Here is a 22,760-nt window from a genome sequence, read left to right on the forward strand (position 1 = left end):
GCTTAATTTTTTTAGAGGTGATATAAATGAACCCAATGGACTTATTTAATGAAGTTAAAGACATGATTGCAAACAAAGACTTCTCAGCTGCACAAGATTTTATCAATGAAAACAAGGATCAGCTTGGTGAATATTTTGAACAAGCAAAAGGTCTTCTTGATGGTGCGCAAGGTGCTGATGGTATCCTTGACAAAGTTAAAGGACTTTTCGGCAAATAAAAAGCTGGTCTAACGACCAGTTTTTTATTTTATAGAGGAGCCATCATGCAAACTATTATTCAATATCGAAGTTTATTTTTTCTTGCTCTTATCCTTGCCATCTTTATTGTTCACAGCTACTGGGCTAGAAAGCACTCAAAAGTAAACTCCCCCAAAAACACTATGACTTGTCCTAAGTGTCACTCTAAAAATCTGACCATCGAAAATCCTAAGCGAAAACAGTTTTCCGCTCAAGCTGCCTTGATTGGTAATGCTATTAACGGACGTGAGGGAGCCATGTATGCTATGTTATATGAAGCAGACAAAATCTATTATCGATGCCGTTTTTGCGGTCACCACTTCACCTATAAAAAACGCTACATCGGTGAAAGTAAAGAAAAACTCTAAACTCCTTATTACTGAATGAATAATGATAAAGAAGTCACCTTTTATGACTCCTAACAAAATAAGACTCTATAGTTTCTGTAGTGGGTAAACCCACCATAGAGATTATGGAGTCTTTTTGAGTTTAAAAAAGCCCCGTATGACCTATTTTTTAAAATAGATTAGAAAACAGTGTCAAAGGTAACGAGGTGGGATAAGTGTGCTTTCAGGAAAGGCAAAACGAACTTTATCGCTCAAGATTTCAACTCCCTGAATAGCATTGAAAACAGGCGACTATCCAAAATCAATTTCTATTTCATCCTGAAAGTAGGTCAAAGTTAGTAAGAGAAATGCCTCTGGTTTTAGGAACTTTTAAAACTTTAAAAAGCAGTTATTAAATACCCTAAACATAAAAAAGAGAGAACGAATTTCGTTCTCTCTAGGGGGTGGAATTTCATCTACCATCTACAAGTAACAAAGAGCAACAAACATCAATCGAGGTGTTTCTCTTCAATCTGAGGAGCTAATCTAAGATAAGTTCCTTCCTATTTTGAGGGTAAATCAGATGTAATAGCTCCAGCTATTATCATTAAGTATACCGATATTTTACTTTTCGTCACGTTTACGACGTTTAGCAAGCAAGCCTGCACTAAAGAGTAAACCTAACCCTGATAGAAGAGCAGTGTTATTTTCTTCTGTACCAGTATTTGGAAGACGACGTTTAGCTTTTTCTGACATAGACTCAGATACTGACTCTGATACAGATTCTGAAACGGACTCAGATACGGATTCAGACACTGACTCGGAAATTGATTCTGATACAGATTCTGAGATTGACTCTGAAACGGACTCAGATACAGATTCTGAAACGGATTCTGATACTGACTCGGATACAGATTCTGAGATTGACTCTGAGACTGACTCAGATACAGATTCGGAAACCGACTCGGATACTGACTCAGACACAGATTCTGAGATTGATTCTGAAACGGATTCAGACACTGACTCTGAGATTGACTCGGATACAGATTCTGAGATTGACTCTGAAACGGACTCGGATACTGATTCTGAAATTGATTCTGAGACGGACTCGCTTACTGATTCAGAGACTGACTCAGATACAGATTCTGAAATTGATTCTGAAACTGACTCTGAGACTGTTTCTGAGACTGACTCACTTACTGACTCAGACACAGATTCTGAGATTGATTCTGAAACGGATTCAGACACTGACTCGCTTACTGATTCAGAGACTGACTCAGATACAGATTCTGAAATTGATTCTGAAACGGACTCTGATACTGATTCTGAGATTGACTCTGAGACTGATTCTGAAACGGACTCGGATACAGATTCTGAAATTGATTCTGAGACTGACTCACTTACTGACTCAGACACAGATTCTGAGATTGATTCTGAAACGGATTCAGATACTGACTCAGATACTGATTCTGAAATTGATTCTGAAACGGACTCGGATACAGATTCTGAAATTGATTCTGAGACTGACTCACTTACTGACTCAGACACAGATTCTGAGATTGACTCTGATACGGATTCAGACACTGACTCGCTTACTGATTCTGAGACTGACTCAGACACAGATTCTGAGATTGACTCGGATACTGACTCAGATACAGATTCTGAAATTGATTCTGATACGGACTCGGATACAGATTCGGAAACTGACTCAGATACCGACTCAGACACGGATTCTGAGATAGATTCTGAGACTGACTCAGATACAGATTCTGAGATTGATTCTGATACGGACTCGGATACAGATTCGGAAACTGACTCAGATACTGACTCAGACACGGATTCTGAGATAGATTCTGATACTGACTCAGATACAGATTCTGAGATTGATTCTGATACGGATTCAGACACTGACTCAGAGATTGACTCGGATACTGATTCTGAGACTGACTCAGATACAGATTTTGATACTGACTCAGACACAGATTCTGAAATTGATTCTGATACGGATTCAGACACTGACTCAGAGATTGATTCTGAGACTGACTCAGAGATTGACTCAGATACGGATTCGGAAATTGATTCTGATACGGATTCAGATACGGATTCAGACACTGACTCAGAGATTGACTCGGATACTGATTCTGAAATTGATTCTGAGACTGACTCAGATACGGATTCTGAGACTGACTCGGATACAGATTCTGAAATTGATTCTGATACGGATTCTGAGACTGACTCGGAAACGGACTCAGATACTGATTCGGAAACGGACTCAGACACTGACTCAGAGATTGACTCGGATACTGATTCTGAAATTGATTCTGATACGGACTCGGATACAGATTCGGAAACTGATTCAGATACTGACTCAGACACAGATTCTGAGATTGATTCTGATACGGATTCAGACACTGACTCAGAGATTGACTCGGATACAGATTCTGAGATTGACTCGGATACGGATTCTGAAATTGATTCTGAGACTGACTCAGACACAGATTCTGAAATTGATTCTGATACGGATTCAGATACGGATTCAGACACTGACTCAGAGATTGACTCGGATACGGATTCTGAGACTGACTCGCTTACTGATTCAGATACGGATTCAGATACTGACTCAGACACAGATTCTGATACGGATTCAGATACTGACTCAGACACAGATTCTGATACGGATTCAGACACTGACTCGCTTACTGATTCAGATACTGACTCAGACACAGATTCTGAAATTGATTCTGAGACTGACTCGGATACTGATTCGGAAACTGATTCAGATACTGACTCAGACACAGATTCTGAAATTGACTCAGATACAGATTCTGAAATTGATTCTGAAATGGATTCAGATACAGATTCTGAGATTGACTCAGATACAGATTCTGAAATTGATTCTGATACTGACTCGGAGACAGATTCGGAAACTGACTCGGAGACGGATTCTGAAATGGATTCAGATACAGATTCTGAGACTGACTCACTTACTGACTCTGACACGGATTCTGAAACCGACTCACTTACTGACTCGGAAATTGATTCTGATACTGACTCGGATACAGATTCTGAGATTGATTCTGAAACGGATTCAGACACTGACTCAGAGATTGACTCGGATACTGATTCTGAGATTGATTCTGAAACGGATTCAGACACTGACTCGCTGACTGATTCAGATACTGACTCACTTACTGACTCGGATACTGATTCTGAGACTGATTCAGACACTGACTCGCTGACTGATTCAGATACTGACTCGGAGATTGATTCTGAGACGGACTCAGATACAGATTCTGAGATTGACTCAGATACGGACTCGGATACAGATTCTGAGATTGATTCTGAAACGGATTCAGACACTGACTCGCTTACTGATTCAGATACGGACTCGGATACAGATTCTGAGATTGATTCTGAAACTGACTCGGAAATTGATTCAGAGACTGACTCGCTGACTGATTCTGAGATTGATTCTGATACTGACTCTGAAATTGATTCTGAGATTGACTCAGACACGGATTCTGATACTGACTCACTTACTGACTCTGATACGGACTCGGATACGGACTCGGATACAGATTCTGAAACTGACTCGGAAATTGATTCAGAGACTGACTCGCTTACTGATTCTGAGATTGATTCTGATACTGACTCACTTACTGACTCTGATACGGATTCGGATACAGATTCTGAAACTGACTCGGAAATTGATTCAGAGACTGACTCGCTTACTGATTCTGAGATTGATTCTGATACTGACTCACTTACTGACTCTGATACGGATTCAGAGATTGATTCTGATACTGATTCTGAGATTGATTCACTTACTGACTCGGAGACGGACTCTGAAACGGATTCTGATACAGATTCTGAGATTGACTCAGATACGGATTCTGATACTGACTCTGATACAGATTCTGAGATTGACTCAGACACGGATTCTGAAATGGATTCTGATACTGACTCTGATACGGACTCGGATACAGATTCTGAGATTGATTCTGAAACGGATTCAGACACTGACTCGCTGACTGATTCAGATACTGACTCAGATATAGATTCTGAGATTGACTCTGATACTGATTCTGAGATTGATTCAGATACGGATTCTGAAACGGACTCGGATACAGATTCTGAGATTGACTCAGATACGGATTCTGATACTGACTCAGATACGGACTCGGATACGGATTCTGAGACTGACTCGGATACAGATTCTGAGATTGATTCTGAAACGGATTCAGACACTGACTCGCTGACTGATTCAGATACTGACTCAGATACAGATTCTGAGACTGATTCTGAAACGGACTCGGAAATTGATTCAGAGACTGACTCGCTGACTGATTCTGAGATTGATTCTGAAACGGATTCAGACACTGACTCGCTGACTGATTCAGATACTGACTCAGATACAGATTCTGAGATTGACTCTGAGACTGATTCTGAGATTGATTCAGATACGGATTCTGAAACGGACTCGGATACAGATTCTGAGATTGACTCAGATACGGATTCTGATACTGACTCAGATACGGACTCGGATACAGATTCTGAAACGGACTCGGATACGGATTCTGAGACTGACTCGGATACAGATTCTGATACTGACTCGCTTACTGACTCAGATACGGACTCGGATACAGATTCTGAGATTGACTCAGATACGGATTCTGAGATTGACTCGCTTACTGATTCAGATACTGACTCGGATACAGATTCTGAGATTGACTCAGACACGGATTCTGAAATTGATTCTGAGACGGATTCAGACACTGACTCGCTTACTGATTCAGATACGGACTCGGATACAGATTCTGAGATTGATTCTGAAACGGATTCAGACACTGACTCGCTTACTGATTCAGATACGGACTCGGAAATTGATTCTGAGATTGACTCAGATACTGACTCTGATACAGATTCTGAGATTGACTCAGATACAGATTCTGAAATGGATTCTGATACTGACTCAGACACAGATTCTGAGATTGATTCTGAAACGGATTCAGACACTGACTCGCTTACTGATTCAGATACGGACTCGGATACAGATTCTGAGATTGATTCTGAGATTGATTCTGAGATTGATTCTGAGACTGACTCAGATACGGACTCGGATACAGATTCTGAGATTGATTCTGAAACGGATTCAGACACTGACTCGCTTACTGATTCAGATACTGACTCGGATACAGATTCTGAGATTGATTCTGAAACGGATTCAGACACTGACTCGCTTACTGATTCAGATACTGACTCGGAAATTGATTCTGAGATTGACTCAGATACTGACTCGGATACAGATTCTGAGATTGACTCAGATACAGATTCTGAAATGGATTCTGATACTGACTCGCTTACTGATTCAGATACTGACTCAGATACAGATTCTGAGATTGACTCAGACACGGATTCTGAAATTGATTCTGAGACTGACTCAGATACGGACTCGGATACAGATTCTGAGATTGATTCTGAAACGGATTCAGACACTGACTCGCTTACTGATTCAGATACTGACTCGGATACAGATTCTGAGATTGATTCTGAAACGGATTCAGACACTGACTCGCTTACTGATTCAGATACGGACTCGGAAATTGATTCTGAGATTGACTCAGATACGGACTCGGATACAGATTCTGAGATTGATTCTGAAACGGATTCAGACACTGACTCGCTTACTGATTCAGATACTGACTCGGAAATTGATTCTGAGATTGACTCAGATACTGACTCTGATACAGATTCTGAGATTGACTCAGATACAGATTCTGAAATGGATTCTGATACTGACTCAGATACAGATTCTGAGATTGACTCAGATACGGATTCTGATACGGACTCAGATACAGATTCTGAAATTGATTCTGAGACGGATTCTGAAACGGACTCGCTTACTGATTCAGATACTGACTCAGATACAGATTCTGAGATTGACTCAGATACGGACTCGGATACAGATTCTGAGATTGATTCTGAAACGGATTCAGACACTGACTCGCTTACTGATTCAGATACGGACTCGGATACAGATTCTGAGATTGATTCTGAAACGGATTCAGACACTGACTCGCTTACTGATTCAGATACTGACTCGGAAATTGATTCTGAGATTGACTCAGATACTGACTCTGATACAGATTCTGAGATTGACTCAGATACAGATTCTGAAATGGATTCTGATACTGACTCAGATACGGATTCAGACACTGACTCGCTTACTGATTCTGATACTGACTCAGACACAGATTCTGAAATTGATTCTGATACTGACTCGGATACGGATTCAGACACTGACTCGCTTACTGATTCTGATACTGACTCGGATACTGACTCAGACACAGATTCTGAAATTGATTCTGAGACTGACTCACTTACTGACTCTGACACGGATTCTGAAATTGATTCTGAGACTGACTCAGATACAGATTCTGAGACTGATTCTGAAACTGACTCAGATACGGATTCTGATACGGACTCGGATACTGACTCAGACACAGATTCTGAAATTGATTCTGAGACTGACTCACTTACTGACTCGGATACTGATTCGCTGACTGACTCACTTACTGACTCGGATACTGATTCGCTGACTGACTCACTTACTGACTCTTTAACTGATTCTGAGACGGATTCACTGACAGAGTTCGATAACGATTCTGACGTCGAAATAGACTCTGAGGTTGACGTTGATTCTGAGACGGACTCAGAATTTGAGATGGATTCTGACGTCGAAATAGACTCTGAGGTTGACTCAGAATTTGAGATAGATTCTGATTTAGACGTCGATTCTGAGACGGACGTTGAGTTAGAGAGGGACTCTGAACTTGAAGTCGATTCAGATTCAGACAAGGAGAATGAATTAGACTCTGATAGTGACTCAGACTCAGATGTATCTACTGTATACCAGTGTGTCGTCTCATTGGCAGTAGCGGTGTATGTATTACGGAGGGAAAGCTGAATACCTAGAGGCGCGTGTCCATTGTTAACAAATGAATCGGCTGATCCTAACCATTTATATTCTGTACTACCTGTATTTTCAGTTGACCAAATTTGTACGCCTAGGAATATTCGACCATAAGTCCCACCTGTAGAATCATTTCCTGAAAATTGACCAACCAATCGGTAGAGACCATCTGGGCTTGTGTAAAAGACCATGATTTCATTACCCTTATAGGTATCAGTAGTATAGTTAGCTGTTATGGTACTTGAAGTATTCCATGAATAACCCGAATCATTTAGAGCGTTAAGCGTACTAGTCTCAAGGATCTTGATAAAGCCATCAGTATTTGTACCTGACCAGTCTAATGTACCTGTGTAAGATGGATCTGCAATATACACACCTTTGGTCACTGCACCATTTTCATCCACAACTGTTGCAAGGGTCTTGAATTTAAGATCTCCAAGCGAGGTATTATTAAATGAAAATAGATGAAAAGCACCTGGTGATTGATCAACAAGCGCTTGTGATTTCGTAGTTATTGAATAATCATAACCGGAGAAATCTCGAATTCCTGAAGCTGTAATCGTTTGACCACCAATAGTTACAATTGTGTAGCTAGCAATCAGTGAATCATCTGTTGTTTTATAGTAGGTTGTATTTGTACCATAAGCAGGGACAGGGTTGTTATAATAATAAGTTGCACCATCAAGAGTTGCAAAACGCATTGACCCTGGACTACCATCAATTGCAGTAGCGGTATCATAAATAATTTTAATCGTCTGGTTATTAGAATTGACAGTAGTTGGATAAGTAAAAGTTGCGCTTGAACCAGGCTCAATCTGATATGACTCTACAACATTACCGGTAGCTCTATCAACTAATTCCGCAAGTACTGTTGACGTTGTTGGATCTGAATCTAATGAATAACGGACATAAGCATTAATTGCAGTACCGTTAATTAATGTAATATTGCTTGTATCTGATTCGTCATAACCAGACACTTGTGTAGCATCGTATGTCTCAGTTGAGTAATACCCAAATGTATGCCATCCTGACTCAGTTGTGGCTGCAAAAGGTGTTGGAACCGTCTGATCTGTTACAGTTGCACCATTTGGATCATCCATTGATGGTGACGCTGTTGAGAGCGTGTCAACTAAAACACCATAACCTTCACCAACTTTTGTTACTGTAGCTGTCGTTGTTGTATCCAGCGCAAATGTAATGATGCCATCTTCATCATCTTTGATAAGTAAAGCACCAAGGGCTTGGCTACTGTTTTGAACAGAGTCAACAACTGTTTGAATCTCTTCTGCTGTCGCTTCAGTATTACCCAAAATTAGCTTAGCTGCTGCAATATCTTTGGTGCTAACTGCTACCGCATCTGTCAACTCTTGGCTAGGAGTCGTTTGACCATTGGCAATCTGAACCAGGATCTCAGCTTCTGAAGTCACTTGCTCTAAGACTTCACGAGCTTCTGTCGAACTACTTGAACTGCTGGTATCAGTGCTGCTTGAGCTATTTGAGCTACTTGAACTTGCTGCTTCAGAGCTTGCCTCACTTAATAAGGTAGAAACAGACTCAGAACTTGACGTTGACTCTGAGCTGGATGTGCTCTCTGAAAGAGACTCAGAAACTGATTCTGAGACAGATTCACTAATAGACGTTGAGGTTGAAGCCGATGCACTTTCTGAAAGCGACACTGATGTTGATGCAGATGCCGAATCAGACAAGGAAATGCTTGTTGACTCTGATGCAAAAACAGACAAGCTTGTTGAAGCTGAAGTAGATGCACTTGTGGTGTCAGCTGCTTCTGTTGTCGTTGTTGTCGTTGTTGTCGTAGCGGTTGTTGCTGATGCTGTATCTGTTGAAGATACTGTTGTGTCAGATAAGGCTACCGTATCAGTAGTTGCCAAGGTACTCGTGCTAGTCTCTGAGGCAATAGCAGTTTCTTCTGCAAAAGTATTCTCAGCCACCATAGCACCACCAGCCAAGGCACCTGCTGAGGCTAGACCACGTAAAAGAGCTGTCGGAACAGAGTAGTCCGTTACCTCTTTTTCTAGACGTTCAACCTTAACCTCATGTTGACCTGAACCACCCTTAAACAGGCGAACAAGATTAATCTGTGACATAACTGTACGAACCCAGTGTTTACCAGATTTGTGCATCTTAACACGGCTCTTACGCGACGATTCCGTATAGTCTTTGCGTAATCTCTTATTACTCATATCTACTGAAGATTCCTCCAAAAAAGTTTCTATCATCTACTTCAACATCACATTAGTGAGAAGGGTATAAAATATCCTAAATCTCCAATTTTTTTAATTTTATTATGGATTGTGATAGGATATTTTCAGATAATAGTACTATTGTAATATATAGCGTAACATATTTCAATGCTTTTTTAATGTTTGTTTTTTTTTTTTTTTAATTTCAAGCTGTGTCGTTTTAGGTAAAATATCTATTAAGAAATTTACTTGTTCCTCTTTTTTAGATAAACTTGATCGCTACTCTGATATGCCTGATGTTATCATCAAACCAGCAGATGTTTTTTAACTACCATAGCCCTTACCAACGCTCTGGCTTTCAGTTTACACCTGGCCATTCACATGGTGGGGTTTCCTTTACCTTTGAAAAAAGGAAACCGTCTTTTCTAATGATGTACTTTTTAGAGAAACTATCGGACCTACTGATTTGCCAACCAGTAACTTTGGTGATCTCATCACTAGGATAGCAGACCAACTGCTGACGCTCCCTAATCACTATACCGTTTATCCTGGACACGATTGGGATATCACCATTGGACACGAGAAAACCTTTAATCCATTTTTAAAATAAGAAAAATGCCCGTATAGACTTTTTGGAGTTCTATAATTTCTTTAGTGAGTAAGACCACTAAGGAGATCATGGAGCCTTTTTAAGTGTAAAAAGTCTCATATAACCTATAAGGTTTTGAACCCACTAGAATCGCCTACTCTAACACTAAATTAGAAGCTACCAATGATCTCATCAAAGTCATTAAGAGGAATTCCTCTGGTTTTAGGAACTTTTAAAACTTTAAAAAACGGATTCTGTTGCTTTAAACATAAAGAAAGAGAGGACTAAATTCGTCCTCTCTAGGTCTTAGCTTTTATCTACCCACTACAGTTGACAAAAAGCCGCATTATCTTGTTCTTTGATAAGTGGTTATTTTAAATATTGAGCATTAAACCATAGACTATCAATTAAGCAACAATAGCTTTGGCAACTTCTTCAACTGACATGCGTGAGAAATATTCTGTCGTATCAATTGTTTTTAAGGTCTCTAAAATATCTTGATACTCATAACGAACACCAACAAGAAGATCTTCAATATCTTTCACATCCTTGATACCAAAGAAATCCCCATAAATCTTAATCGATTTAATCACCGATTTATCAACATTTGCATAAATAGTTACTTTACCTGCTGGATAGCGGACACTACGAGAGATGGTGTACTCTGGTGCCGCACCATAAGTCCACTCCCATGTCCCAAACTGTTCATCGGCAGATTTTTGAATCTTAGCCAACTCATCTTCTGATAGAACATATTCTGTCATGTCAGGATAATGCTCTTTCATTTTTTCTAAGATTTTATCAGAAAATTCGTGAACTGTAATTTTTTCTGGTAACTCACTTAAAATATTCGTCACCCGTGCACGAACAGATTTGACACCTTTAGACTCAATTTTATCCTTGCTCACTTTTAAGGCATTTCCTAAAACGGTCATATCAACATCAAATAGCAAACAACCGTGGTGCATCATGCGACCATTAGAGTAAGCCTGGGCATTTCCACAAAATTTCTTCCCGTCAATTTCAAGATCATTTCGACCAGTAAATTCAGCAGTGACCCCTAAATCTGCTAAAGTTTCAATAACAGGTTGAGAAAAGGTTTTAAAATCAAAAGCTCCCTCATCAGCTTTATTGGAAATAATGGTATAGTTCAAATTATTTAGATCATGATAAACAGCGCCACCACCTGATAGGCGACGAACAACATGGATACCATGCTCATCTATATATTCCTTATTAATTTCCTCAATAGTATTTTGATGCTTCCCAATAATGATAGCAGGTTCATTTATCCAAAGAATGAAAATCTCATCCTCATCACGCAACTCTTTAAAAGCATAAGCTTCAAGAGCAATGTTGTAAGCAGGATTATTACTCTTATTGACAATATATTTCATTTCTAGTCTCCTATAAAAAAGATACTTCTATTTTAATGCAAACGGTATCAAAACACAAGTATTGAGATTACAAAAGCATCAGATGGCCTAGGATCTCTAATAATCAAAAAGGTATAGCTCCGACAAAACTTGAGAACTATACCTTCTTATTTTTTATAAACTTTAATTAAGATGATTATTTACGTTTTGGAGGGTTGTGGATGGCTACGCCTAAAACATCTAAAAAGGCTTCATACATGACCTCTGAGAAGGTAGGATGCCCATGAATAGAGGCTACAACATCATCAACTGTCAATTCTGATTCCATAATAGTTGCCGCTTCGTTAATCATTTCCGCAGCAACAGGTCCAATAATATGAACACCTAAAATCTCGTGGTATTTACTATCTGCAATCACTTTAACAAAACCATGTGCCTCATTAGAAGCAATCGCACGACCATTACCTGCAAATGAACAACGTCCAATCAAAATGTCATTGCCATATTGTTCACGTGCCTGATCTTCTGTCAGACCAACCATAGCAATCTCTGGATGAGTATAAACAGCAGCTGGCGTGTAGTCCAACTTGGCTTTATGATGATTACCACGCATAGCATTTTCTGCTGCCACCTCACCCATACGGTAAGCTGCGTGAGCTAGCATTTTTGTACCGTTAACATCACCTGGAGCATAGATCCCTGGAATAGAAGTTTCTTGATAAGCATTTACCTTAATACGACCACGATCAAGTTCAAGGTTAAGATTTTCAAGTCCAGCTAATTGTGGGACACGTCCGATGGACAATAAGGCTTTCTCAGAGATGATTTCTGAACCATCATTAAGTTTAATGGTAAGCTGATTATTAGCTTCAATAATTTCTTCCACACCAACAGAGGTTAGGAATTTCATTCCTTTTTTAGATAGCACTTTTTGAAGTTCTACAGAAACTTCACGGTCCATACCAGGAATGATACGATCTGCCATCTCTACAACAGTGACTTCTGTACCGTAGGAAGCATAAACCAAGCCAAGTTCCACACCGACAACACCACCACCCATAACAGTGAGTGATTTTGGAATTTCTCGAAGATCAAGGATATCATCAGAAGTTAAAACCAATTTAGAATCAATACCTGGAATATTGATACGTGATACCTTAGATCCTGTAGCAAGGATAATATTTCGTCCCTTAATCGTATCACCACCAATGGTTACCGTCTTATCTGGGTTGACTTGACCTAGACCATTAAAGATGGTTACTTTATTGGCTTTCAAGAGACCTTGAACACCACCAGTAAGCGTTTTGACAACTTGATTTTTAAAATCAACTGTTTTGTCCATATCAATGGTGTAATTGGTTGAGGCTAAGTTAATACCTCGCCCAGCAGCTATCTTAAGACCATCTAGGATTTCTGCATTTTTAAGATAAGTCTTAGTTGGGATACAACCCTTGTTTAAACAAGTTCCACCAAACTCTGATTTTTCAACAATGGCAATCTTACCACCTAATTGTGCACCACGAATCGCTGCATAATAACCCGCAGGACCTCCACCGACAACAACAATATCGTATTCATTTTCAGCTAGTGCAACCTTTGGTGTTTCTTCTGCCACCGATGCTGGAGCAGTTGGAACCTCTAAACCTGCTGCTTTCAAATCAGCAGTTGCTTGAGCTACCTCTGGTGTTGTAGCTGCATCTTCTACTACCTCACCTGCAGCACCGATATAACCGATAACTTCCGTTACTGGAACTGTTTCACCATTACCACGCACAATTTTCACCAAGACACCTGAATCCTCAGCTTCAAGTTCCATATTGGTTTTATCAGACATGATTTCAAGAAGAATATCCCCCTCTTTGACCTCATCTCCTTCTTGCTTTTTCCATTCAATAATTTCACCCTCTTGCATGTCCACGCCAAGTTTGGGCATAATAATTTCAATTGCCATAATTATGATACAAAGAACGTTAAAATGCGATAGAATTTTCGATAAGTCAGAAATCTTTGATCTCGTAGATCACCCACGTCAAGACAATTAAAACTTTCAAAGACTGTCGTCAAGGAAAGTTCAGACGTCTGCAACACAGAGAGCCCTATATCTTACCATTATCATCCTAGCATTTAGTTCGTGTTCCAATATCACGAACTCGTCCTACATCCTTTCTTTATTTTCTATTCAGAAACGTCTATTCTTTTATTTTTGATCAATGAAAACCTTATCAGATTAATAGTTCCAATGGATTTTCAAGCAAGTTTTTCAAGTCAACCATAAACTTAGCTCCATTCATCCCATCAACGATACGATGGTCAATGGTTAAGCACATCGCCATAATCGGACGCACAACGACTTCACCATCTACTACAACAGGTGTTGGAACCGTTGCAGCAACTCCTAGAATGGCTGAGTTCGGCTGATTGATAATCGGGTTAAACGATTTCGTACCAAACATTCCCAGATTGGTAATAGAGAAGGTTGAACCTGACATTTCTGCTGCTTTTAACTTACCAGTCTGTGCTTTTTTGATGACATCTTTTGATGCCACAACAAATTCTGATAGAGTCATCTTATCCGCACCATGTACAACTGGAACAACTAAACCTTCATCTAGACCAACGGCAATACCAATATTCACAAATTGGTGTAACTCAATTTCAGTAGCATCATTGATTAAAGAAGCATTTAAATAACGGTGCTCCTCTTTCATTAGTGTTCGTGTTACAGCTAAACCTATTAAGTCAGTAAAAGTTACTTTTAAACCTGTTTTATTCATAATAGGCTCTAGTACCTGCTTACGAAGAGCCATCAGATTCGTCATATCAATATCATAGTTAAGGGTAAAGGTTGGCGCTGTCAAGTATGAATGCACCATACCTTTTGAAATAGCCTTACGCATCGGACTCATCTTGATAATTTCTACACCCTCTGGTAATTCTTTGACAGACTCTTCTTTAGCCACAACAGCCTCAACTACTTTTTCTTCGACATTAGCTGGTTCAATCAGCGCAAGAACATCTTCTTTTAGGATTTTTCCGTTAACACCTGTTCCTGTCACTGTTGACAAATCAATTCCCTTATCTGCTGCAATACGAGCAGCAAGTGGTGTGGCTTTAGGAGCGGCTCCTTTAAAATCTTCAACGTCAGATTTATGAACACGGCCTTTAGGTCCTGTTCCGGGTACAAGGCCTAAATCAATATTCAATTCATTAGCTAGTTTCCGAGCAGCTGGAGTTGCTCTAACTTTACCAGCACCTTGGGCTTTTGCGACAAGTGGTGTCACAACAACAGGAGCTCGACCAGCTGGAACTTCTTCAATCGCAACGGCAGGACTAACTTCAGCAGTAGGAGTATCCCCAACTACTTCACCAGCCTCACCAATATAGCCAATCACTTCCGTTACTGGAACTGTTTCACCATCACCACGAACAATTTTAACAAGAACTCCTGAGTCCTCGGCTTCCAGTTCCATATTGGTTTTATCAGACATGATTTCAAGAAGAATTTCACCTTCTTTGATCTCATCTCCTTCTTTTTTCTTCCACTCGATGATTTCACCCTCTTGCATGTCCACACCGAGTTTAGGCATAATAATTTCTATTGCCATAATTATGATACATAAGACCTCTCTTTCCAGCCTGACTAATTACTGAAAGACTGTAATGAGATGCCCCACTCCCCTTCCTTTATTTTTATGCTACACAGCTTACAAAATATCTTTTATTAATCTGATCAGATAATAACAGACAAAGGGCTGATGCCCTCATCTTCATTATCTTAATTTCCTTTATTGACCATCTTGTAGATTGCAGTCTTAATCTTTTCAACATCTGGGAGCATGGCTTGCTCAAGGACACGTGCATACGGAACAGGAACATCTTCACTAGCTAAACGGACAATAGGATGATCAAGGTAATCAAATGCTTCACTTTCTGTGACCATTGTTGCGATTTCTCCAATAAAACCACCTGTTTTATAGGCATCGTTAACCAGCATCAACTTTCCTGTCTTTTTAACAGAATCAATAATTAATTCTTTGTCTAATGGAATAAGTGTACGTGGGTCAACAACTTCTACGTTGATACCATCTACAGCTACTTCCTCAGCGGCTTTTAAAACACGCTCTAGCATACGGCCGTAGGAAACAATCGTTAAATCAGTTCCCTCACGCTTAATCTCACCTTTTCCAAGTGGAATATAAAAATCAGGATCTTGAGTAACCTCTTCTTTTTTACCGTAAAGTGCTTTTGGTTCCATAAAAATCACAATGTTATTGTCCTGAATAGATGATTTTAACAACCCTTTTGCATCATTGGCATTTCCAGGAGCTACCACCTTAATCCCTGGAATGTGCGTTAACCATGCTTCCAAGGACTGAGAATGTTGTGCTGCCGATCCAATACCTGATCCAGATGCCACACGATAAGTTACAGGCGTCTTCAACCCACCACCAAACATGTAGTTATTTTTAGCACCATTGTTCACAATAGCGTCTAATGCAATAGTAATAAAGTCCATGAAGGTCAAATCAATGATAGGACGCAACCCTGTGATAGCCGCACCAACGGCAGCTCCTGCAATTGCTGCTTCAGAAATTGGAGTATCACGCACACGTTTTTCACCAAATTCTGCTAACATTCCTACTGAGGTTCCAAAGTCACCACCATAAACACCGACATCTTCTCCCATTAAGAAAATATCTTCATCCTTACGCATTTCCTCGCTCATGGCAAGGTTAATCGCTTCACGCAAAGCCATTACTTTTGTTTCAGCCATATTTTTATTACCAAAACCGATTAGAGAGTCGAAGACAAAATCCTCAGCCTTCCATTCGGTTCAATTCCTTTCCTCTTACCAATAAATACTATCTTTTTATGATGTTTAATCTACCCAGATATCTTCATAGGCTACCGCTAAATCTGGATCTGGACTGTTTACCGCAAACTCATAGGCATCATCCACTTCTTTAACCACCTGTGCATCAATCGCATCAAGTTCCTCATGAGTTGAGATCTCATTTTCAACTAAGTAGTTGCGATATTTAATTAGTGGGTCTTTTTTCTTCCACTCATCCACTTCTTCTTTCGTACGATAAACACCTGCATCAGCAGTTGAATGACCAAACCAACGATAAGAAATCACTTCAACAATAGCTGGTCCATTACCACCACGAACATGCTCAACAGCTTTTTCCATGGTTTCATATACAGCTAATACATCATTTCCATCCTCAACATAAAATCCAGGAATGCCATAAGCTTCTGCCCGAGTGTAAAGGTGAGGTGTATTGGTAGCATTTTTGATGTCCATCGAAATACCGTAGCCATTATTAATGATGAAAAAGATCACTGGTAATTTCCAAGTCGCTGCCATATTAACAGACTCATGGAATGACCCTTCATTAGTTGCACCATCGCCAGAAAAGGCTACTGCGATATTATTTGTTCCTTTATATTGTTGAGTTAAGGCTGCACCAACTGCCATCGCATAGCCCCCACCAACAATACCATTAGTTCCATAATTTCCTTTTTTAAAGTCTGCCAAGTGCATAGAACCTCCGCGTCCTTTAGACACACCTGTAACTTTACCAGCCAATTCAGCCATCATGGCATTTAAGTCCATATCTTGAGCAATAGATTGACCATGTCCACGGTGGTTAGAGAAAAAGATGTCATCATAAGTTAAGTGTTGAACAGCTCCTACGTTAGCAGCTTCCTCACCAACTGAAAAATGGGTCATCCCTTGAACAAAACCTCGACGGACTAATTTATTGATGCGCATATCGAATTCACGAATCCGTTGCATTTTCAAATACATCTCTAAATGTGTTTCTTTTGTTAACGTTTTCATTTTTCGCCTCCGAAATCATTTTACTTCTCTATCATATTGTAAAATTTCACAAAGTGCAAATAATTGAACCGCTTTCTTTACTTAAAATTAACCTTTTATCCTAGAAAAAACTTTGTGAAAAAATATACTTTTTTAAGTACCACTACTGATCAAATCAGAAGCCTTCTAGCATCCCGCTTCATTTTTAAATAATTTTATACGAGGAAAACTGGCTGAAATCAAAAATAAAAAAGCACCTAGAACATAGTCCTAGAGTGCTTTTCTCCTTGGGCTTTTGCCCATTTAACTCAATAAGAGATTATTTTTTAAGGTTGTAGAATGATTTGATACCTTTGTATTCTGCAACTTCACCAAGTTGATCTTCGATACGAAGCAATTGGTTGTATTTAGCGATACGGTCTGTACGTGACAATGAACCTGTCTTGATTTGACCAGCGTTAGTTGCAACTGCGATGTCAGCGATTGTTGAATCTTCAGTTTCACCTGAACGGTGCGATACAACTGCAGTGTAACCAGCTTCTTTAGCCATTTCAATAGCTTCAAATGTTTCAGTAAGAGTACCGATTTGGTTAACTTTGATAAGGATTGAGTTAGCTGCACCTTCTTTGATACCTTTAGCTAGGTATTCAGTGTTTGTAACGAAGAAGTCGTCACCAACCAATTGAACACGTCCACCAAGACGCTCAGTAAGTGCTTTCCATCCATCCCAGTCATTTTCATCCATACCATCTTCGATAGTGATGATTGGGTATTTGTTAACCAACTCTTCAAGGTAGTCGATTTGTTCTGCTGAAGTACGAACAGCTGCACCTTCACCTTCGAATTTAGTGTAGTCATATACACCACGCTCTTTGTCGTAGAATTCTGATGATGCACAGTCGAAACCGATCATGATTCCGTTTTCACCAGCTTCGTAACCAGCAGCTTCGATAGCTTTAAGGATAGTTTCTACACCATCTTCAGTTCCTTCGAATTTAGGAGCGAATCCACCTTCGTCACCAACAGCTGTAACAAGTCCGCGTTCTTTAAGGATTTTCTTAAGAGCATGGAATACTTCTGCACCCCAACGAAGACCTTCTTTGAAAGTAGGTGCACCAACAGGCATGATCATGAACTCTTGGAATGCGATTGGAGCATCTGAGTGTGATCCACCGTTGATGATGTTCATCATTGGTGTTGGAAGAACTTTAGTGTTGAAACCACCAAGGTAGCTGTAAAGTGGTACTTCAAGGTAGTCAGCAGCAGCACGAGCTACAGCGATAGACACACCAAGAATAGCGTTAGCACCAAGTTTACCTTTGTTTGGAGTACCGTCAAGAGCGATCATAGCACGGTCGATAGCTTGTTGGTCGCGTACATCGTAACCGATAAGCGCTTCTGCAATAACGTTGTTTACGTTGTCAACAGCTTTTTGAGTACCAAGTCCAAGGTAACGAGACTTGTCACCATCACGAAGTTCAACTGCTTCGTGCTCACCAGTAGAAGCTCCTGAAGGAACCATACCACGTCCGAAAGCACCTGACTCAGTATAAACTTCTACTTCAAGTGTTGGGTTACCGCGTGAGTCTAGGACTTCGCGAGCGTAAACATCAGTAATAATTGACATTATAATACTCTCCTTATGAGTTAAATATTTTACACTGCTATGATACCACAATCTCAACTGATTATCAAATAAAAGTGGCATTTTTTCAAAATTTCTATGGAGTTTTTAATATTTGTTCAGCTTAAAAATAACATTAGTAGCCCAATAAATCAAAAACTGCTATAATGACTGTATTCAATTTTTTACTGAGGTGACTTATGTCTAATTTAGAGGATCGTTTATTAAATTCATCTACAGGAGAGCATCGACTCCATCCTGATGAGCAAAGAAGATATTTAGGGACCTATGCAGAACGTGTCGCTCTTACCATTTTGGTGGAAGATGCTCGAAATGAACAGGTTACTCAACATTTTCCATCAATTCTAGAAGAACTTAATCATCACTACCAACCCTTAAAAGTCAAAATTTCTCCTACTCTTTCAGATCGCCTACAACTTGTCTATATGAAGACGTCCAAAAATTTAGGCATTCCTTCCTGTATCGTGGAAGAGCTTAAAAGTCAGACTCCTTTTGGCATTGTCGTTTTCTCTGATCATCCGATTAATGTCGAAAAACAGGATATCCACGAACGATATCCTGAATTATTTGAATCACCAATAAAAACAAATGATGAAAAAATTCCTTTTTGGAAAAAATTATTCCATTAAAATCTTTCCCCAGTTTCAAAAGCTGGGTTTTTTGCTGCTATTTTTAATAGTTGTGCTATATTTTGCGCAGTATATTCAAGATTCGCTTTAGCACTTAAAAAAGTGTGTTCTGGGCTATCAATTTTGGAAATAATGGAAAATGCTGCACGAATATTCTCAAATGGAAATTCTGGTAAAGCATCCGATAACGAACCACATATGGCAATGATGGGAATAGATTTAGGGGTATGTCTTGCTACCCCAATAGGTGCTTTCCCAGACAAACTCTGCTGATCTAGTCTTCCTTCTCCAACAATAACTAAATCGGCACCTCTTACCAATCGTTCGTAGTCGAGAAGCTTTAAAACTTCATCTATTCCAGACACCAGTTCTCCTCGAAGAAAGGTCACTAAACCTGCTGCCATCCCTCCACCTGCACCTGATCCACTTAAGGTAAAAATTTGAGGATTAATCAAGTGATAAAACTGCTTCAAGGCAGAGTCAACAACCGTTATTTTCTCTGTAGGTAAGCCCTTTTGTGGGCCAAAAACCTGACTGGCTCCTCGTGGTCCTACTAATGGATTGGACACATCTGTTAAGACCTTTATCTTGATCCCAGATAAGTCTGGACATTGAGATGTCTTTTCAAAATGAGCAACTCTACTTAAATTTTTTCCTAAAGGTTCTAACAATTCTCCTTTTTGATCATAAAATCGATAGCCCATCCCATGTGCTAGCCCTATCCCTCCATCAATTGTAGAGGTTCCACCTACACCAATAACAATCTCCTTAAACCCTTTTTGAATGAGATCATTCAATAACTCTCCCACTCCGACATTGGTAATGGTTAAAGGATCCCTTTTTTCATTAGGAATCAAAGCCAAACCCGTAATATCGGCTACCTCAAAGAAAGCCGTCTTATCCCGATAGACATAGGAAACTTCTTTTAATAGGCCAAAAGGTCCTGTCACCTTAGTATGAGAACGTTTTAGCTGAAGAGCTACACTAAGAGAAGAAATAGTCCCCTCGCCACCATCACCTACCGGTAATAAGTGATAATCTGCCTGTGGAAAAACTTTTTCAAACCCTAATTTTATGGCTTTAGCCACTTCTTCTGCAGAAAGGCTTTCTTTAAATGAGTCTGGTACAATCATAATTTTCATCATCCATCCCCCTTCCTTATAAGCTAAACCTATTATACTATTTTGATGCTATGATGTCTTTTGATAAAAAAAGATGAAGCAGGCTATAGCCAAACTTCATCTCTTTTAAAATAACTCTCTTTTTTTAACGCGACTTTTTTCTATTTGTTCTGCTTGAGCTAATGCTTCTTTATAAACTGCTGGACTCACAAAACCTCGATCAATAATAGCCTTTTCTAGCAAATAATCCACCAAGGCTACACTACTTGTTTTCAAATGATGGTAGTGTTTTAAAGACCCATCCTTAAACTTATAAAGCTCAGTGACATCAAGCTGATCTTTGGTCAACCAAGACTCTAATCGGGTCTGCTCCGACGGCTCAAATACCTCTAGACACTCTGTCAAAGTCTTTAAACGCTCTTCTAAAATCCGAACCTCATCTGCTTGTAATAAAATAGTGTAATAAACACCTTCAACACTATCTGTGGCTTCTTGCTCTAAGTAATGTTCTTCATCAGTAATAGCCAAGACACCATCAGCATGAAGACCGAATCTTTCCTCTGATGTCACATCATAAGCACCATAACGATAAACTTTTCCTTTATAACCTATATCAACGACAGGCAAACCTCCAAGAAGCGTTCTTTTTATCTCTGGGAAATAAAGACTCACGTCTACTTTATCCCACTGACTCGTTTCTGATGTCATAATATGGCTTGTTTTTCCCACTAAAAAAAGATTGATTAAAGCCAGTAATTTTTCTGGAATATAAATAGACCAAGCTAAAGGAAGAGCTACTCGCCAACGTCCCTTAAATTTTCTATTCGGTAAACTGCTCAAACGGTGAACACCATCATATAAATTCATGATTCCAAGAAAAACAGCATAAAGTCCAATAATCACTATTTGAAAAGAGGCTCGCTTATCTGAAAAAAGAAAGGCCAAAATTGCAAAAAGTGAGGATAAACCACCATCTACTGCATAACGAATTTGAGGAGTACTCCCTTCTCTTATCTCTTTAAAAAAGAGCACAAGATGTGTCGCTCCTACAAAACTAGCGTAACTTCCTAGAGATAGGGCTAGATTTTGTGAGGTAACTCCTCCATTCCAAATTAAAATCAACAAAAACAGAGTAAAGATTGTTTTAGTAAAAGCTAAAAAAAGTGTCTCCATCTTATCAAGTCGCGACCAAAATTGGCTTAATAAGTTATAAGTAGCTGAAAGAAAAGAAATAAACAAAAATAAGCGAACCAACCACATGGGTGTCAGGGCTTGAAAGAGAATTAATAGGACGCCTACAATAAGAAAAGCTAGTCCTTCTAGAACCAACTTTTGAGACGATAGCTTAAGATGAGAAAAACGATTCATGACAACTCCTTGAAACTAACTCCTTCTAGTTTAGTTGATTTTTTTGAAAATAACAAGTCAGAAACAAGATTTTTCATTAGAAAATATTTTTTGTTACAACCTTGCTATTTTCGACAGTGAGTTGTAAGATTTTGTCATCAAAACGTTTCATCAGTAATTTGTAATTTCTTTACGATCTTGAGTTTTAGAAGTCTTACCTTGACGTGAAACAAGGACGGCTTCAACTTCTTCCAAGGACACTTCGGTTTCAACTAATAATACTGCAAGATGATACAACAAATCTGCTGTTTCGTTGGCAATTTCTAATTTATCTGTATTTTTACTAGCGATAACAACCTCTGTTGCCTCCTCACCAACTTTTTTTAAAATCTTATCTAATCCTTTATCAAACAAATAATTAGTATAAGAGCCTTCTTTAGGGGATTTTTTTCGTTGCTGAGCTTCTTGATATAATTTTTCTAACATACA

General features: G+C 39.3%; 15 protein-coding genes and 3 pseudogenes. 7 read left to right on the plus strand and 11 right to left on the minus strand.

The window, feature by feature from the left end; all coding sequences use genetic code 11:
• Nucleotides 1-26: 26 nt before the first annotated feature.
• Nucleotides 27-218, plus strand: a complete 192-nt coding sequence (locus ACEE75_RS07370) for a hypothetical protein (protein ID WP_354369296.1) — start codon at nt 27-29, stop codon at nt 216-218.
• A gap of 45 nt (nt 219-263) precedes the next feature.
• The gene (locus ACEE75_RS07375) at nt 264-605 is read left to right on the plus strand and encodes a hypothetical protein (protein WP_447575103.1); all 342 of its coding nucleotides are present in this window, start codon (nt 264-266) and stop codon (nt 603-605) included.
• A gap of 582 nt (nt 606-1,187) precedes the next feature.
• Here the strand turns inward: ACEE75_RS07375 and ACEE75_RS07380 are convergent.
• On the minus strand, nt 1,188-1,319 hold the full coding sequence (locus ACEE75_RS07380) for an LPXTG cell wall anchor domain-containing protein (RefSeq protein ID WP_447575105.1): 132 nt from the start codon (nt 1,317-1,319) through the stop codon (nt 1,188-1,190).
• On the opposite strand from ACEE75_RS07380, the gene ACEE75_RS07385 reads away from it, so the two are divergent.
• Both ACEE75_RS07385 and ACEE75_RS07390 read left to right on the plus strand, forming a co-directional pair.
• Complete coding sequence (locus tag ACEE75_RS07385; protein WP_449173612.1) at nt 1,264-7,530, plus strand: MucBP domain-containing protein; 6,267 nt, start codon at nt 1,264-1,266, stop codon at nt 7,528-7,530. The genes ACEE75_RS07380 and ACEE75_RS07385 overlap by 56 nt on opposite strands.
• Nucleotides 7,531-9,015: 1,485 nt before the next feature.
• Nucleotides 9,016-9,552 (plus strand): hypothetical protein, encoded by a 537-nt coding sequence (locus ACEE75_RS07390; RefSeq protein ID WP_449173613.1) that lies wholly within the window; start codon nt 9,016-9,018, stop codon nt 9,550-9,552.
• Here ACEE75_RS07390 and ACEE75_RS07395 read toward each other — a convergent pair.
• Nucleotides 9,543-9,773 (minus strand): annotated as a pseudogene (locus tag ACEE75_RS07395) (KxYKxGKxW signal peptide domain-containing protein); the annotation flags it as partial. The gene ACEE75_RS07390 and the pseudogene ACEE75_RS07395 overlap by 10 nt on opposite strands.
• A 226-nt stretch (nt 9,774-9,999) precedes the next feature.
• Between ACEE75_RS07395 and ACEE75_RS07400 the strand changes: the two are divergent.
• Nucleotides 10,000-10,347 (plus strand): annotated as a pseudogene (locus ACEE75_RS07400) (MBL fold metallo-hydrolase); the annotation flags it as partial.
• Nucleotides 10,348-10,475: 128 nt separating this feature from the next.
• Nucleotides 10,476-10,636 (plus strand): annotated as a pseudogene (locus ACEE75_RS07405) (transposase); the annotation flags it as partial.
• Between the two features lie 97 nt (nt 10,637-10,733).
• Here the strand turns inward: ACEE75_RS07405 and ACEE75_RS07410 are convergent.
• The 6 genes from ACEE75_RS07410 to eno form a co-directional block, all read right to left on the minus strand.
• Entirely contained in the window at nt 10,734-11,723 is a 990-nt protein-coding gene (locus ACEE75_RS07410) for a lipoate--protein ligase (protein ID WP_447574320.1), read from the minus strand.
• Between the two features lie 175 nt (nt 11,724-11,898).
• The gene (gene lpdA, locus ACEE75_RS07415) at nt 11,899-13,653 is read right to left on the minus strand and encodes a dihydrolipoyl dehydrogenase (RefSeq protein WP_427895163.1); all 1,755 of its coding nucleotides are present in this window, start codon (nt 13,651-13,653) and stop codon (nt 11,899-11,901) included.
• 271 nt (nt 13,654-13,924) lie between these two features.
• Complete coding sequence (locus ACEE75_RS07420) at nt 13,925-15,307, minus strand: dihydrolipoamide acetyltransferase (RefSeq protein ID WP_447574319.1); 1,383 nt, start codon at nt 15,305-15,307, stop codon at nt 13,925-13,927.
• Between the two features lie 170 nt (nt 15,308-15,477).
• Nucleotides 15,478-16,476, minus strand: a complete 999-nt coding sequence (locus ACEE75_RS07425) for an alpha-ketoacid dehydrogenase subunit beta (protein WP_354369306.1) — start codon at nt 16,474-16,476, stop codon at nt 15,478-15,480.
• Nucleotides 16,477-16,581: 105 nt separating this feature from the next.
• Entirely contained in the window at nt 16,582-17,550 is a 969-nt protein-coding gene (locus tag ACEE75_RS07430) for a thiamine pyrophosphate-dependent dehydrogenase E1 component subunit alpha (protein ID WP_447574318.1), read from the minus strand.
• 298 nt (nt 17,551-17,848) lie between these two features.
• Nucleotides 17,849-19,156, minus strand: coding sequence for a surface-displayed alpha-enolase (eno, locus tag ACEE75_RS07435; protein ID WP_354369680.1), 1,308 nt, complete (start codon nt 19,154-19,156; stop codon nt 17,849-17,851).
• Nucleotides 19,157-19,353: 197 nt separating this feature from the next.
• Here eno and ACEE75_RS07440 point away from each other — a divergent pair, with 197 nt between their 5' ends.
• Complete coding sequence (locus ACEE75_RS07440; RefSeq protein ID WP_447574317.1) at nt 19,354-19,803, plus strand: DUF1694 domain-containing protein; 450 nt, start codon at nt 19,354-19,356, stop codon at nt 19,801-19,803.
• On the opposite strand, the gene ACEE75_RS07445 is transcribed toward ACEE75_RS07440, so the two are convergent.
• From ACEE75_RS07445 to hisE, 3 genes are all read right to left on the minus strand, one after another.
• Nucleotides 19,800-20,945: a glycerate kinase gene (locus ACEE75_RS07445; protein WP_447574316.1), complete on the minus strand. Its 1,146-nt coding sequence runs from the start codon at nt 20,943-20,945 to the stop codon at nt 19,800-19,802. The two genes, ACEE75_RS07440 and ACEE75_RS07445, sit on opposite strands and share 4 nt — an antisense overlap.
• A gap of 105 nt (nt 20,946-21,050) precedes the next feature.
• On the minus strand, nt 21,051-22,292 hold the full coding sequence (locus ACEE75_RS07450; protein WP_447574315.1) for a hypothetical protein: 1,242 nt from the start codon (nt 22,290-22,292) through the stop codon (nt 21,051-21,053).
• Between the two features lie 150 nt (nt 22,293-22,442).
• Nucleotides 22,443-22,757, minus strand: coding sequence for a phosphoribosyl-ATP diphosphatase (hisE, locus tag ACEE75_RS07455; RefSeq protein WP_427895176.1), 315 nt, complete (start codon nt 22,755-22,757; stop codon nt 22,443-22,445).
• Nucleotides 22,758-22,760: the final 3 nt, after the last annotated feature.

It is taken from the genome of Streptococcus sp. 11273D007BT, from assembly GCF_053547195.1.